Genomic DNA, 14,627 nt, shown 5'->3' with positions numbered 1-14,627 from the left:
TCCTTATTGCTGAACTACGATGTTTTCCTGCGATGGGTCGACATGCTGCAATTGCAGCTTTTCCGTCGCGACCCGCTCCACTCGGCTATGGTCGCCGAGTGCGTTTTCTTCCAGAATCAGGTTGCGCCATTCAATATCCAGTGCGTCACGCTCAACCACCATTTGCTCACGCTGTGCGGTAAGCAGACGGGTGTGGTGCGCAGTTGTCACAACAGAAATGGCGGTGAAGATAATGGATATGAACAAGATCAGCGGCAGTTTCCCATGACGTAACAAATCACCACCGATTACCGCCGGGAGTGCATGACGTTCGCCACTGCTGAGTTGGCCCGTCATTTTGCTAAGGGTTTCTGCCACTTTATTGATCATGCATTCGTCCTTTCAGCGATGCGCAGCACCGAACTGCGCGCTCGCGGGTTTTCCGCCACTTCTTCGTCGCCCGGCATCATTTTGCCAATGGATTTTAAGTACCGCCCGCCGAGCTTATTCAACTGGGCTTCAGTCATTGGAATGCCCGCCGGAACCTGCGGCCCACGGGTGTTCTCACGCATAAAGCGTTTAACAATTCGGTCTTCCAGTGAGTGGAAACTGATAATCGACAAACGGCCACCCGGTGACAGGGTTTCAATTGAACCTTTAAGAGCTTGTTCAATTTCTTCGAGTTCGCTGTTGATCCAGATACGGATCGCCTGGAAGGTACGCGTTGCCGGGTGTTTGAATTTGTCTTTTACCGGCATTGCCGCCGCAACAACCGTCGCCAGTTCTTTGGTACGGGTCATTGGCTGTTCGCGGTTACGCTCGATAATGGCGCGCGCAATACGTTTGCCGAACTTTTCTTCGCCGAAGGTTTTAATCACCCACGCGATGTCAGCTTCTTCAGCGCTAAGCAGCCACTCTGCGGCAGATTGCCCGCGAGTGGGATCCATACGCATATCCAACGGGCCGTCGCGCATAAATGAGAAACCGCGTTCGGCATCATCAAGCTGAGGGGAGGAAACGCCAAGATCCAAAAGAATGCCGTCAATTTTGCCCAGCAAATTACGTTCGCGAGCGTATTCAGCTAATTCAGAGAAAGGTCCATGAATGATGGAGAAGCGCGGGTCATCAATGGCTTGTGCAGCGGCGATGGCCTGCGGATCGCGGTCAATCGCCAGCAGGCGTCCTTCTGGTCCCAGTTGGGAAAGAATCAATCGAGAATGACCACCACGCCCAAACGTGCCATCAATGTAGATGCCATCCTGACGAATGTTGAGACCGTTTACGGCCTCATCAAGTAGCACCGAAGTATGTTTAAAATTTTCCATCATTATTTATAGTGACAAGTCCTGCAGCCTATCCGACAACGTTGTCGTCGTGGCCTGCTCAGCGTCGATGTCTTCCTTGACCTGTTGATGCCAGGTCGTTTCATCCCACAGTTCAAACTTATTGAACTGCCCAACCAGCATCACTTCTTTGGTTAGCCCGGCGTGTTGGCGTAAAACAGGAGCCAGCAACAATCGCCCGGCGCTATCCATCTGACATTCACTGGCATGCCCCAATAACAGTCGCTGGACGCGACGTTCTGCAGGATTCATGCTCGACAGACGAGCTAGCTTTTGTTCAATAATTTCCCACTCGGGGAGGGTATAAAGCAGCAGGCATGGGTGGTGGATGTCGATGGTACAAACCATCTGACCTTCAGAGGTTTCGACTAGCGCATCCCGGTAACGGGTAGGTACGGCAAGCCGCCCTTTGCTGTCGAGATTGACTAATGTTGCTCCACGGAACATACCAGCCTCACCCTTAAATTCCCCTTTCCACCACTTTCACCCACAAAATCCCACCCAAAGGAGTTTACGGAGCGGAGGAAAACCTTGTCAAGCAAGCTACAACGCGGATGGAAATAATTTTCATCTCCTAAGCGATTGATTAATGACTGGCGTGAAAAGGCGCTACATCTGCGATGCAAAATTAACGTTATGAATATTTGAAAGAAAAAAGATCAATAAGCATAAATATCGTTAAATCGACTGAAAACCTGACCGGTAAAATATGAAGTGTTCAGTTTGCGACGCGGTCGGCATTTTAAGGTATTTCTCGGAAGGATAACAGCGGCAGATGCAGGCGAAACGCGGGCTGGCGGTAAGTTTGATGAGTATCAGTTCGCTATTGTTTAATTATCCGGCATTTTTATAGATTGCTATGTAACAAAATAATTCAGAGGGAGAGCAATATCCATTCGGGAATTAATTGATCGTCTACTTTTAATGAAAAATAATTACCTGAATAACATTGTGAAATAAAACTGGAATAATCTTATTTAAGAATGGCAGCCGAAACTGCCATCTCTTGTTAGTGGCGACTTAAACTGCCGCGACGGTAGAGATTCCGGCGAATACGCGTTAAACCCGCCTTAGGTTTGCGAGGTTCATCGAGACTGGCAAGCACCAGTTCCAGCACGCGCTCCGCAACGTCACGATGGCGCTGGGCAACAGCCAATACTGGACATTGCAGGAAATCCAACAGTTCGTTATCCCCAAATGTGGCGATCGCCAGCTCAGACGGCAGTTGGCCTTCGCGGCGCAAAGTCACATCCATAACACCTTGTAACAGAGCAAATGAGGTGGTGAACAAAGCCTGCGGCATCGGGTGCGTTTCCAGCCACTTCTCAAACAACTGTGCTGCGGCTTCCCGCTCGTAGCTGTTGGCATATAAGAAGTGCACTTCACGAGGATCGTCTTTCCAGGCGGTGCGGAAACCTTGTTCACGCAAATAGCTGACGGAAAGCTCCGGCAGTGCGCCAAGATAGAGAATGGTTTCTGCCGGGAAAGTGCGAAGCTCGCTGGCCAGCATTTCCGCGTCTTCCTGGTCTGCCCCAACAACGCTGATAAAGTTTTCACGATCTAACGCACGGTCTAGGGCGATAATAGGGAATGGATCGTTAGCCCAACGCTGATAGAAAGGGTGTTCCGGGGGCAATGACGTTGAGACAATGATGGCATCGACCTGGCGCTGTAACAGATGTTCGATGCAGCGCATTTCGTTATCTGGCTGATCTTCAGAACAGGCAATCAGCAATTGGTATCCGCGCTGGCGAGCCTGACGCTCAAGGTAGTTGGCAATACGGGTATAACTGGTGTTCTCAAGGTCTGGAATAACTAATCCGATAGAACGCGTACGCCCGGCACGTAATCCCGCGGCCACCGCATTCGGGTGATAGTTATGCTCGCGTACAACCGCCATAACTTTATCAACGGTTTTATCGCTGACGCGATATTGCTTTGCTTTCCCGTTGATGACGTAGCTCGCCGTGGTGCGCGAAACTCCAGCCAGGCGCGCGATTTCATCCAATTTCACAGTAGCCCCTTATTTAGGATTGCCATAACCATACCCTGGTCATGGTTTCATTTTTATCATCTAAGCGCAGAATAATAACTCGGGCAACCGCTTTTGCTGGCAGTTGTTGCGTAAATTGCAAAAAAAAAACCCGGCATCGGTCACCGGGTTACTTTTCGGTCGCCCTTAACGGGCTAGCGCATGATTTTATCGCCACGTGAAACGCCTACAATACCTGAGCGTGCCACTTCAACAATTTTTGCCACTTCACGAATGGTATTCAGGAAAGCATCCAGCTTATCGCTGGTGCCCGCCAGTTGAACCGTATAGAGCGTTGGCGTGACATCAATGATTTGCCCGCGGAAGATTTCCGCATTGCGCTTCACTTCTTCACGCCCATAACCGCTTGCCTGCACTTTCACCAGCATGATTTCACGTTCAACGTACGCGCCCTGCCCAAGCTCGCTGACCCGCAAAACGTCCACCAGTTTGTGAAGTTGCTTTTCAATTTGCTCAAGCACCTTCTCATCGCCGACCGTTTGGATCGTCATACGAGACAGCGTAGGGTCGTCAGTGGGTGCGACAGTCAGGCTTTCAATGTTGTAGCCGCGTTGAGCGAACAAACCAATAACGCGGGACAGCGCCCCGGACTCATTTTCGAGTAATACAGATAATATCCGGCGCATAATTAGGTTCTCTCCGTTTTGCTTAACCACATCTCATCCATACCGCCGCCACGGATCTGCATTGGGTACACATGCTCAGTGCCATCGACATTAACATCTACGAATACCAGACGCTGATTACGCACCGCTTCCAGCGCTTCGGTCAGTTTGCTTTCCAACTCTTGCGGTGAATTAATACTAATCCCCACGTGCCCGTAAGCTTCAGCTACACGCACAAAATCAGGTAAGGATTCCATATATGATTGGGAATGGCGGCCAGAATAAATCATATCCTGCCACTGCTTCACCATGCCCAGATAACGGTTATTGAGATTCAGCACCAACACCGGCAAGCCGTATTGCAGCGCAGTAGACAGCTCCTGAATATTCATCTGAATACTGCCATCGCCTGTAACGCAAATTACGGTTTCTTCCGGCAGCGCCAGCTTCACGCCAAGTGCTGCTGGCAGGCCAAAGCCCATGGTGCCGAGGCCGCCTGAGTTAATCCAACGGCGTGGCTTATCAAAGGTGTAATAAAGAGCGGCAAACATTTGGTGCTGGCCGACATCAGAAGTGACGTAAGCCTCTCCCTTAGTCAGGCGGTAAATGGTTTCGATAACCGCCTGCGGCTTAATTTTATTGCTGGTGCGATCAAACTCCAGGCACTGGCGCGCGCGCCACTGATCGATTTGTTGCCACCAGTCGCGAATATCATCGCAAGACTGCGGAGTATCTTCTTGCGCTAACAGTTCCAGCATTTGCTGTAAAACCTGCCGCGCGTCACCAACAATGGGAATGTCTGCACCCACGGTTTTGGAGATGGATGTCGGGTCGATATCAATATGCAGTACGGTCGCATTCGGGCAGTACTTCGCCAGATTGTTGGTGGTGCGGTCATCAAAGCGCACGCCGACGCCGAAAATAACATCGGAGTTATGCATCACCATATTGGCTTCATACGTTCCGTGCATCCCCAACATACCTAATGCCTGACGATGTGTGCCCGGAAAAGCACCCAGCCCCATTAAGGAAGAGACGACGGGAATATTCAGTTTCTGCGCTAATTCGCGCAATTCCTCATGGCAGGCAGAGGTAATCGCCCCGCCGCCGACATACATCACCGGCTTTTTTGCCGCCAATAATGTTTGCAGAGCTCGTTTTATCTGCCCTTTATGGCCCTGAGTGGTCGGGTTGTAAGAGCGCATGCTGACAGATTCAGGGTACTGATAAGGGAACTTGTTTGCCGGGCTCATAATGTCTTTCGGCAAATCAACCACTACCGGTCCCGGGCGGCCGCTTGCCGCAAGCCAGAAGGCTTTTTTAATAACGGCAGGAATATCTTCTGCCTGTTTGACTAAGAAGCTGTGTTTCACAACCGGACGAGAGATCCCGACCATGTCGCATTCCTGGAATGCATCATAGCCAATTAATGACGTTGCAACCTGACCGGATAGCACCACCATTGGGATGGAATCCATATAAGCCGTCGCAATACCGGTGATCGCGTTTGTCGCACCGGGCCCGGATGTGACCAACACTACGCCGACCTCACCCGTTGCGCGAGCCAGGCCATCAGCCATATGCACTGCCGCTTGTTCATGGCGCACAAGCACATGATCAATGCCGCCAATAGTATGAAGCGCATCGTAAATATCGAGTACTGCGCCTCCGGGATAGCCGAATATATGTTTAACGCCCTGATCGATAAGCGATCGAACGACCATCTCGGCTCCTGACAACATCTCCATGGTTTGCCTCCAGGCTTACGTGTTTGACCGACCGCAGAAATCATTTCTGCTGAGTCGTTGAGGCAGGTTGTTGCGCCCTGCATATGTTTTTTTAATTTTGAGAGTCCATCTAACATAACCGTTGAAAATCAGGCAGGCAATTGCCAATCTGCGGGCGCGGAAAGCCGATTTACGGGCCAATACTGCAAAATTCAATTGCGGCGGAGTTAAGCTCTGATCATAAGCAAAAATGATGATTGAAAATGTTATAGAAACGGACTTTGCAGGTTAAATCTAATTAGTGCGGAATTTAATGGGTACTGCGGAGCAAAAGTATAAAATCGTTTTCAGCAAAAAAAACCAAAAAAAAGAAGAAATGAAGAATAACCGGATAGTTTTCACCATCCGGCTGAAACCTGTTAGCTTTATAAAACTATTTACTGCATACCGTCGTCAGGAGCTTTTCCATCCACTGATGGCCTTTATCGCGCCCAGCCGCTTCGTGCCAGGATAAATAGCACGTTGCTGTATTATCTTTCATCGGCAACGGGAATGTTTGTAACTGAAGTGAATCAGCAAACTCTTCGGCTAACCAGCGTGGTGCAATGGCCACCAATTGCGTTTGTGATACGACATTTAAAACGCTGGTCATCGCCATTCCTTGATAAGCAATAGAAGCCAGCTTTTCTGCCGTTTGATACCAGGGTGCGCTAAATGAAGCAAAACGATCCAAAGACACAACCGCATGCTTTTCGTTATACACATCCTCTTCTGTTAACGGTTTGATTAAGCGTGGATGTTTTTTATTAGCCACCAATACCATTTCATCTTCAAACAATGAAACACAAGTAAACTCAGGACGACGAAATTCCGTATAGCTAATAACGAACTCGGTTTCCTGATAACGTAACTGATGTTCAATATCTTTATTTAAAGCAGATTTAAAAAGTAATTGAATCCCCGGAGCAAAGCGCTTCATATTATTGAAGATGACAGAAGTTAACATATTGTCTAACGGGCTACTGACACAGATGTTAAATACTCTTTCGCTGCTACCCGGCTCAAAGCCTGCCCCTGGCAGTTCATTCTGAACCAATTGCAATGCCTGACGAATCGATCCAAACAGCTGGAACGCGCGGGCTGTAGGCTGTATGCCTCGACCATAGCGAACGAACAGTTCATCATTGAACATGATTTTTAACCGGGCTACAGCATTACTCACAGCAGGTTGAGACATTCCCAAAGACTGAGCCGCACGAGTAATATTCTGCACTTGCATAACGGCATCAAATACCGTTAATAAATTTAAATCAACTGAACGGAGTTGAGGTTTGAACCCATCGTGAGCCGTCGGTTGTTCTACATAATTATCAGACATGATTAACTCCACTAAGATTGAAATTCCTTCTTCGCAGATTAAGGCTGCGATCTTCCCCTATTATCATTTGCTAAGCAGAACATGCTGATCAATGTAATCAAAACGTTCTTTAAAATATCTAAATAGATATTTTATAAATTAACGTCCCCTAACGTACCAACACGACTTCAGCTACTGACATGCCGGGTAAAACTATAAAAATCTATATGATTTTATTCTGCGTCAGTTGATTTCTGGATCGAGCTAATCAAATCACAAAATGACTTAACACACAATGATTCACCCAGTGAATTATATATTAAGCATAAATTACATCTCACCGCCGGAAACAATCGCCCTACTAATAATTCACTCATAAAGAAAGATGATAAATTCCTAAAATACAGGCAAGTTGATGATTATTCACCCCAAAGCATAATCACCATGAATGAAACACATAATAAACATATTATTTTTAATTGTTTCTGATGATTTCTATTTTTATCACAATGGTAAATAATCCTTTTTCATACCTTCTGGATATATTATGAAAACTTCGTATACCAGCACAATTAGCTAACGAGCAGTATCACCTTCGTCGCCCCAAACTCGTGCATAAGAGAAACGAGTGTTGACACAGCAAGACAGATCAAGTACCAATAAATGCATAACGAAATTCACTGAGGCTTGAAACATGATTCGCACCCATCGCCTACTAGGTCTACTACTAATCGCATCTTCATTGCGCGGTAGACTGGTGGGCGACATCAAGCGTTGATTCAAGCCACCAGACAGAAAAAACCCGCGCCACTGCGCGGGTTTTTTTATGCTCGTAGCAACGGCCCCTAAGACAGGAAAGGACCACAACATGAGCCAACAAGTCATTATTTTCGATACCACTCTGCGTGACGGTGAACAGGCATTACAGGCGAGTCTGAGTGTAAAAGAGAAGCTGCAAATCGCGATGGCACTGGAGCGTATGGGTGTTGACGTGATGGAAGTGGGTTTCCCGGTTTCCTCTCCAGGCGACTTTGAATCTGTACAAACCATCGCTCGTAATATCAAAAATAGCCGTGTATGTGGCCTCGCCCGTTGTGTTGATAAAGATATCGATGTTGCTGCTGAAGCATTAAAAATTGCCGAAGCATTCCGTATTCATGTGTTCCTGGCCACGTCGACCATGCACATCGAAACCAAATTACGCAGCACCTTTGATGATGTCCTGGCTCGCGCAGTCAATTCCGTTAAACGTGCCCGTAACTACACTGACGACGTAGAATTCTCCTGCGAAGATGCCGGCCGCACCCCAATCGACAACCTGTGCCGTATTGTTGAAGCCGCGATTGGTGCAGGTGCTACGACTATCAATATTCCTGACACCGTGGGCTACACCACGCCGGTTCAGTTCGGCGGCATTATCCAGACCCTGTACAACCGCGTGCCAAATATTGATAAAGCGATTATCTCCGTTCACTGCCACGACGATTTGGGCATGGCGACCGGCAACTCCATCGCGGCAATTCAGGCTGGCGCACGGCAGGTTGAAGGCACGCTTAACGGTATCGGTGAACGCGCCGGGAATACCGCACTGGAAGAAGTCATCATGGCGATTAAAGTGCGCAGCCAAATGTTGGGCGTCCATACCAATATCAATCACCATGAAATCTATCGCACCAGCCAGATTGTCAGCCAACTGTGCAACATGCCAATTCCAGCGAATAAAGCCGTGGTCGGCTCCAATGCTTTTGCCCACTCCTCCGGTATCCACCAGGACGGCGTGCTGAAAAATCGCGAAAACTACGAAATCATGACCCCGGAAACCATCGGCTTGAATCAGGTGCAATTGAACCTGACTTCTCGCTCCGGCCGCGCGGCAGTGAAACATCGTATGGAAGAGATGGGCTATAAAGAAGCCGATTACAATCTGGACTCTTTGTACGACGCCTTCCTGAAACTGGCCGACAAAAAAGGTCAGGTCTTTGATTACGATTTGGAAGCGCTGGCCTTCATCGGTAAGCAGCAGGAAGAACCAGAACATTTCCGCATGGAATACTTCAACGTGCAGTCTGGCTCAAGCGTAATTTCCACCGCTTCCGTTCAGTTACAGTGCGGCGAAGAGACACACTCTGAAGCCGCGACCGGTAACGGCCCTGTCGATGCCGTCTACCAGGCAATTAACCGCATCACCCATTACGATGTCGAACTGGTGAAATATCAACTGTCTGCGAAAGGTCAGGGTAAAGATGCGCTGGGTCAGGTGGATATTGTTGTCACTCACAAAGGCCGCCGCTTCCATGGCGTAGGTCTGGCGACCGACATCGTTGAATCTTCAGCTAAAGCGATGATTAACGTGCTGAACAACATCTGGCGCGCCGGTATCGTCGAGAAAGAATTGCAACGCAAAGCTCATAATAAAGAAAATAATCAGGAAACCGTGTGACATGTCAAAAACTCATCATATAGCAGTATTGCCGGGTGACGGCATTGGCCCAGAAGTTATGGCTCAGGCGCTGAAAGTGCTGGATGCAGTTCGTACGCGCTTCGATATGCGGATTACCACCAGTCAATATGACGTGGGCGGCATTGCCATTGACCGCCACGGCAACCCGCTGCCGCCGGTTACCGTTGAAGGCTGTGAGCAAGCTGATGCCATTCTGTTCGGTTCTGTAGGTGGCCCAAAATGGGAGCATCTGCCTCCGGCACAGCAACCTGAACGTGGCGCGTTATTGCCGCTGCGTAAACACTTTAAGCTGTTCAGCAACTTGCGCCCTGCTCGCCTGTATCAAGGTCTGGAAGAGTTTTGTCCGCTGCGTGCAGACATTGCCGCTAATGGTTTCGACATCCTGTGCGTTCGCGAATTAACCGGCGGGATTTACTTCGGTCAACCGAAAGGCCGCGAAGGCTCTGGCATGCATGAAAAAGCCTTTGATACCGAAGTCTATTACCGCTTCGAGATCGAACGTATTGCCCGCATTGCTTTTGAATCCGCGCGTAAACGTCGTAATAAAGTGACATCAATTGATAAAGCAAACGTGCTGCAAACGTCAGTGATGTGGCGTGAAATTGTCAACGAAATCGCTAAAGAATACCCGGATGTTGAGCTGGCACACATGTACATCGACAACGCCACCATGCAGCTGATTAAAGATCCTTCTCAGTTCGACGTGCTGCTGTGCTCTAACCTGTTCGGCGACATTCTGTCTGACGAATGCGCAATGATCACCGGTTCGATGGGAATGCTGCCTTCCGCCAGCCTGAACGAACAAGGTTTTGGCCTGTATGAACCTGCTGGCGGCTCCGCGCCGGATATCGCAGGCAAAAACATCGCCAACCCTATTGCGCAGATCCTGTCTCTGGCTTTGCTGCTGCGCTATAGCCTGGATGCTGAAGAGGCCGCTCAGGCCATCGAAAACGCCATCAATATTGCGCTGGAAGAAGGTTTCCGTACCGGTGATTTAGCGCGTGATGGCAACGCAATCGGCACTAATGAAATGGGCGATACCATCGCTCGTTTTGTGGCAGAGGGGAAATAATCATGGCGAAAACGTTATATCAGAAATTGTACGATGCCCACGTCGTGTACGAAGCCGTGGATGAAACGCCGCTGCTGTATATCGATCGTCATTTGGTTCATGAAGTCACCTCCCCGCAGGCGTTTGACGGTTTGCGTGCGCACAATCGTCCGGTACGCCAGCCAGGCAAAACCTTTGCCACTATGGACCACAACGTTTCTACTCAGACTAAAGACATCAACGCCTCAGGCGAAATGGCCCGTATTCAGATGCAGGAGTTGATGAAAAACTGCAAAGAATTCGGCGTTGAACTGTACGATTTAAACCACCCATACCAGGGCATCGTTCACGTCATGGGGCCGGAGCAAGGCATTACTTTGCCTGGCATGACCATCGTTTGTGGCGATTCCCACACCGCAACGCACGGCGCGTTTGGCGCTCTGGCATTTGGTATCGGCACCTCCGAAGTGGAGCATGTACTGGCGACGCAAACCCTGAAACAGGGCCGCGCCAAAACCATGAAAATTGAAGTGACCGGCAACGCTGCTGCGGGCATCACGGCAAAAGATATCGTGCTGGCAATTATCGGCAAAACCGGTAGCGCGGGCGGTACGGGCCATGTTGTGGAATTCTGCGGGAGCGCGATTCAGGCACTCTCGATGGAAGGCCGTATGACGCTGTGCAACATGGCAATCGAAATGGGCGCTAAAGCAGGCATTGTGGCGCCGGACGAAACCACGTTCAACTACGTGAAAGGCCGTCTGCACGCGCCGAAAGCCGCTGACTGGGACGATGCGGTTGCCTACTGGAAAACCTTCACCACCGATGAAGGCGCTAAATTCGATACCGTTGTAACGCTGGATGCAGCAGAGATCGCCCCGCAGGTGACCTGGGGCACAAATCCAGGCCAGGTGATTTCCGTTACCGAAAATATCCCGAATCCAGAATCCTTCGCCGACCCGGTAGAGCGGGCATCCGCCGAAAAAGCACTGGCGTATATGGGCCTGAAACCAGGCATTCCGTTAACCGAGGTCGCTATCGATAAAGTGTTCATCGGGTCATGTACCAACTCGCGTATTGAAGATTTACGCGCGGCGGCAGAAATTGCCAAAGGTCGTAAAGTCGCGCCAGGCGTGCAGGCGTTAGTCGTTCCAGGCTCTGGTCCGGTCAAAGCGCAGGCAGAAGCTGAAGGCCTGGATAAGATTTTCATCGAAGCGGGCTTCGAATGGCGCTTGCCTGGCTGTTCTATGTGCCTTGCGATGAATAACGACCGCCTGGAACCGGGTGAGCGCTGTGCCTCCACCAGCAACCGTAACTTCGAAGGCCGTCAGGGCCGCGGTGGCCGCACCCACTTGGTTAGTCCGGCAATGGCAGCCGCTGCCGCTGTTTCCGGTCATTTTGCTGACATCCGCACGTTGAAATAAGGGAAAACACCATGGCAGAGAAATTTATCCAACACACCGGCCTGGTCGTTCCGCTGGATGCCGCAAACGTTGATACCGATGCAATCATTCCCAAGCAGTTTTTGCAGAAGGTCACGCGTACCGGTTTTGGTGCGCATTTGTTTAACGACTGGCGTTTTCTGGATGATGCGGGTCAGCAGCCAAACCCGGAATTTGTGCTGAACTTCCCGGAGTTCAAAGGCGCTTCTATTTTGCTGGCGCGTGAAAACTTTGGCTGCGGTTCTTCGCGTGAACATGCGCCCTGGGCATTAACCGATTACGGTTTCAAAGTGGTTATCGCGCCAAGTTTTGCAGATATTTTCTACGGAAACTCGTTTAACAACCAACTGTTGCCGGTGACGTTAAGCGAAGAAGAAGTGGATGAGCTGTTTAAACTGGTAGCGGCAAATCCGGGGATTAAATTCGTTGTCGACCTGGAAGCGCAAACCGTGATTGCGGGCGAGAAAAGCTATGCGTTTAATATCGATACCTTCCGCCGCCACTGCATGTTAGAGGGGCTGGATAGCATCGGCCTGACGCTGCAACACGAAGGCTCAATTTCAGCTTACGAGCAAAAACAACCCGCGTTTATGCGTTAAAAATAATGGCGGGTATTTCTCTCGCCATTAGATTGATGACAAGGCTTTTGTAGGTCGGGTAAGCGCAGCGTCACCCGACAAATTGGTGGATGACGCGACGCTTATCCACCCTACAAAGGCTAAAAAATTACTTTAGCGTTTCAGCCAGCCCCTTTCGCTGCCCTTCCAGCGTCACGACTTTACTGCAAACGTCGCGACCAAACTGCTCGAAATCCTGTTCCTGATTTTTCCACTCATTCTGAATTGCGGTTTGTAGCCCACCGAGGCTACCCAGCACGCCTTGCAGCGGATTTCCGCCACCTTTCAGAACCGCTTTCGCACCCATTTCATTGATGCTGTCCTGCAAAATACCGCCCATCGCCTGATTCACCAGGTTCTGCCCGTCGGCGCGCACTTGATCGATCGCTTTATAATGGAAGGTTAAACCGTCCTGACGATGTTCAATGATACGGTTCATCTGATCTTTAAGCTGCGCATCCAGCTTGGTCAGGCGGCCACGCATATTGCTGCTCTCGCCCACTTCTTTGGCGATTATTTTATCAAGCGCAATGCGGCCTTTTTCAACGCGATTACGCGCGCCAGTGTCAATCCATGGGAGATCGGTACGCAACGCTTTCTGATAGTTCACCGCCAATTGGCGCTGCGTAGCGTTTAAAGTGTGTGGCTTGCCGTTGAATTGCAGGCTGCCATCTGGGGCAATAACCAGATTGCCATTTTCACCCACCACCTGAACGGTTTGCGGGCTGATCACCACGTCATCGCGAGGCGTGACGCTGCATTTATAGTCGGCCTGCGCTTGCATCGCGGTAAGCAGCAGTACTCCCATCATAGCCTTACGAATCATAGTTACTCCTAAAAAAAAGGCCGGTTTTCACCGACCTAATTATGCTGCAAATATCAGTCCCACCAAACGTCAAACAAATCGCTGGTGCGAATGTCTTCAGCCTTGTGATCTTCAAGCCATTTACGCACCAGAGCCTGATGCTCTTCGGTGCATTTGCCGATTTCCTGCATGCAGATTAAGCCTTCCCAGGAAAGGTGACCGCCGCCATCAAAGGCCAGACCGTTAGCGTCGATAGCTTCAACAATAAACGCATCAACGATTTTATCGATTTGTTCTTCTGAGGTGCCTTCCGGGAAACGCCATGCAACTGAGAACCCCAACTCCTGGAATTCGTCGATATGCATTTTCTTACGCAAACGACGGCTACGATTAATTGCCATTACTTTACCCTCTCGAACATTAAGTCCCATACGCCGTGACCAAGACGATGGCCACGTTGTTCAAATTTGGTCACCGGACGTGAATCCGGGCGTGGTACGTAGTCGTTACTCTCTGACTGGTTCTTATAACCATCAATAGAGCTCATCACTTCGAGCATGTGTTCTGCATAAGGTTCCCAGTCGGTTGCCATATGGAACACACCACCCAGTTTCAGTTTGCTTTTTACAAGCTCTGCAAAAGGTACCTGAACGATACGGCGTTTATTATGACGTGCTTTGTGCCACGGGTCTGGGAAAAAGAGCTGAACCATGGATAAAGAATTGTCAGGAATCATTATTTGCAGCACTTCTACCGCGTCGTGACACATCACACGCAGGTTCTCAACGCCCTCTTCATGAGCGGTCGCAAGGCATGCGCCTACGCCTGGCGAGTGAACTTCAATGCCTAAAAAGTTTTGCTGTGGATTTGCCTTCGCCATCGCGACAAGCGACGTCCCCATGCCGAAACCAATTTCCAGCGTGACCGGTGCTTCGCGGCCAAACAGAGCGGCAAAATCAACAGGCGCGGCTTCATATTCAACGCCCATCACCGGCCAATAGTTTTCCAGTGCGTGCTCTTGCCCTTTAGTCAGGCGGCCCTGGCGGCGCACAAAACTACGAATCCGGCGCATTGCGCGGCCTTCTTCATTAAATTCCGGTGAGATGACGTCATTTTTCATGGTGTTCAGGCTTTGAGTTAGTGTTCGGGAAACGGGCATTATCCAAAGTTAATGATGAGAAGCAAGC

14 protein-coding genes are annotated in these 14,627 nt (G+C 49.8%); 4 read left to right on the top strand and 10 right to left on the bottom strand.

What is annotated here, in order from left to right; genetic code table 11:
- Nucleotides 1-3: 3 nt before the first annotated feature.
- From ftsL to leuO, 7 genes are all read right to left on the bottom strand, one after another.
- On the bottom strand, nt 4-369 hold the full coding sequence (ftsL, locus tag AB1E22_RS13015; RefSeq protein ID WP_367595677.1) for a cell division protein FtsL: 366 nt from the start codon (nt 367-369) through the stop codon (nt 4-6).
- A complete protein-coding gene (gene rsmH / locus AB1E22_RS13010; protein ID WP_367595676.1) occupies nt 366-1,307 on the bottom strand; it encodes a 16S rRNA (cytosine(1402)-N(4))-methyltransferase RsmH in 942 nt (313 codons plus the stop codon). Before rsmH ends, ftsL begins: the two co-directional genes overlap by 4 nt.
- A gap of 3 nt (nt 1,308-1,310) precedes the next feature.
- Complete coding sequence (gene mraZ, locus AB1E22_RS13005) at nt 1,311-1,769, bottom strand: division/cell wall cluster transcriptional repressor MraZ (protein WP_367595675.1); 459 nt, start codon at nt 1,767-1,769, stop codon at nt 1,311-1,313.
- Between the two features lie 562 nt (nt 1,770-2,331).
- Entirely contained in the window at nt 2,332-3,336 is a 1,005-nt protein-coding gene (gene cra, locus AB1E22_RS13000) for a catabolite repressor/activator (protein WP_367595674.1), read from the bottom strand.
- A 173-nt stretch (nt 3,337-3,509) separates the two neighbouring features.
- Entirely contained in the window at nt 3,510-4,001 is a 492-nt protein-coding gene (gene ilvN / locus AB1E22_RS12995) for an acetolactate synthase small subunit (RefSeq protein ID WP_367595673.1), read from the bottom strand.
- Nucleotides 4,002-4,003: 2 nt separating this feature from the next.
- A complete protein-coding gene (gene ilvI, locus AB1E22_RS12990) occupies nt 4,004-5,728 on the bottom strand; it encodes an acetolactate synthase 3 large subunit (protein WP_367595672.1) in 1,725 nt (574 codons plus the stop codon).
- Nucleotides 5,729-6,140: 412 nt separating this feature from the next.
- Entirely contained in the window at nt 6,141-7,085 is a 945-nt protein-coding gene (leuO, locus tag AB1E22_RS12985; protein WP_367595671.1) for a transcriptional regulator LeuO, read from the bottom strand.
- Between the two features lie 847 nt (nt 7,086-7,932).
- Here leuO and leuA point away from each other — a divergent pair.
- From leuA to leuD, 4 genes are read left to right on the top strand one after another with little or no spacing between them, the layout of a single operon-like run.
- Nucleotides 7,933-9,504: a 2-isopropylmalate synthase gene (leuA, locus tag AB1E22_RS12980; protein ID WP_367595670.1), complete on the top strand. Its 1,572-nt coding sequence runs from the start codon at nt 7,933-7,935 to the stop codon at nt 9,502-9,504.
- Between the two features lies 1 nt (nt 9,505).
- Nucleotides 9,506-10,597, top strand: a complete 1,092-nt coding sequence (gene leuB / locus AB1E22_RS12975) for a 3-isopropylmalate dehydrogenase (RefSeq protein ID WP_367595669.1) — start codon at nt 9,506-9,508, stop codon at nt 10,595-10,597.
- Nucleotides 10,598-10,599: 2 nt separating this feature from the next.
- Nucleotides 10,600-12,000 (top strand): 3-isopropylmalate dehydratase large subunit, encoded by a 1,401-nt coding sequence (gene leuC / locus AB1E22_RS12970; protein ID WP_367595668.1) that lies wholly within the window; start codon nt 10,600-10,602, stop codon nt 11,998-12,000.
- 11 nt (nt 12,001-12,011) lie between these two features.
- On the top strand, nt 12,012-12,617 hold the full coding sequence (gene leuD / locus AB1E22_RS12965; protein WP_367595667.1) for a 3-isopropylmalate dehydratase small subunit: 606 nt from the start codon (nt 12,012-12,014) through the stop codon (nt 12,615-12,617).
- A gap of 127 nt (nt 12,618-12,744) precedes the next feature.
- Here the strand turns inward: leuD and AB1E22_RS12960 are convergent, their stop codons facing one another.
- The 3 genes from AB1E22_RS12960 to trmB are packed head-to-tail and all read right to left on the bottom strand — an operon-like array spanning nt 12,745 to nt 14,560.
- Nucleotides 12,745-13,461, bottom strand: coding sequence for a DUF2884 domain-containing protein (locus tag AB1E22_RS12960; protein ID WP_367595666.1), 717 nt, complete (start codon nt 13,459-13,461; stop codon nt 12,745-12,747).
- A 53-nt stretch (nt 13,462-13,514) separates the two neighbouring features.
- Nucleotides 13,515-13,841 (bottom strand): YggL family protein, encoded by a 327-nt coding sequence (locus AB1E22_RS12955; RefSeq protein WP_367595665.1) that lies wholly within the window; start codon nt 13,839-13,841, stop codon nt 13,515-13,517.
- On the bottom strand, nt 13,841-14,560 hold the full coding sequence (gene trmB, locus AB1E22_RS12950) for a tRNA (guanosine(46)-N7)-methyltransferase TrmB (RefSeq protein WP_367595664.1): 720 nt from the start codon (nt 14,558-14,560) through the stop codon (nt 13,841-13,843). Before trmB ends, AB1E22_RS12955 begins: the two co-directional genes overlap by 1 nt.
- Nucleotides 14,561-14,627: the final 67 nt, after the last annotated feature.

This window comes from Buttiauxella gaviniae (assembly GCF_040786275.1).
Taxonomy (GTDB): Bacteria; Pseudomonadota; Gammaproteobacteria; order Enterobacterales; family Enterobacteriaceae; genus Buttiauxella; species Buttiauxella gaviniae_A.
The sequence above is the reverse complement of the archived record's forward strand: the minus strand, read 5'-3'. Positions and strand labels throughout refer to the sequence as shown.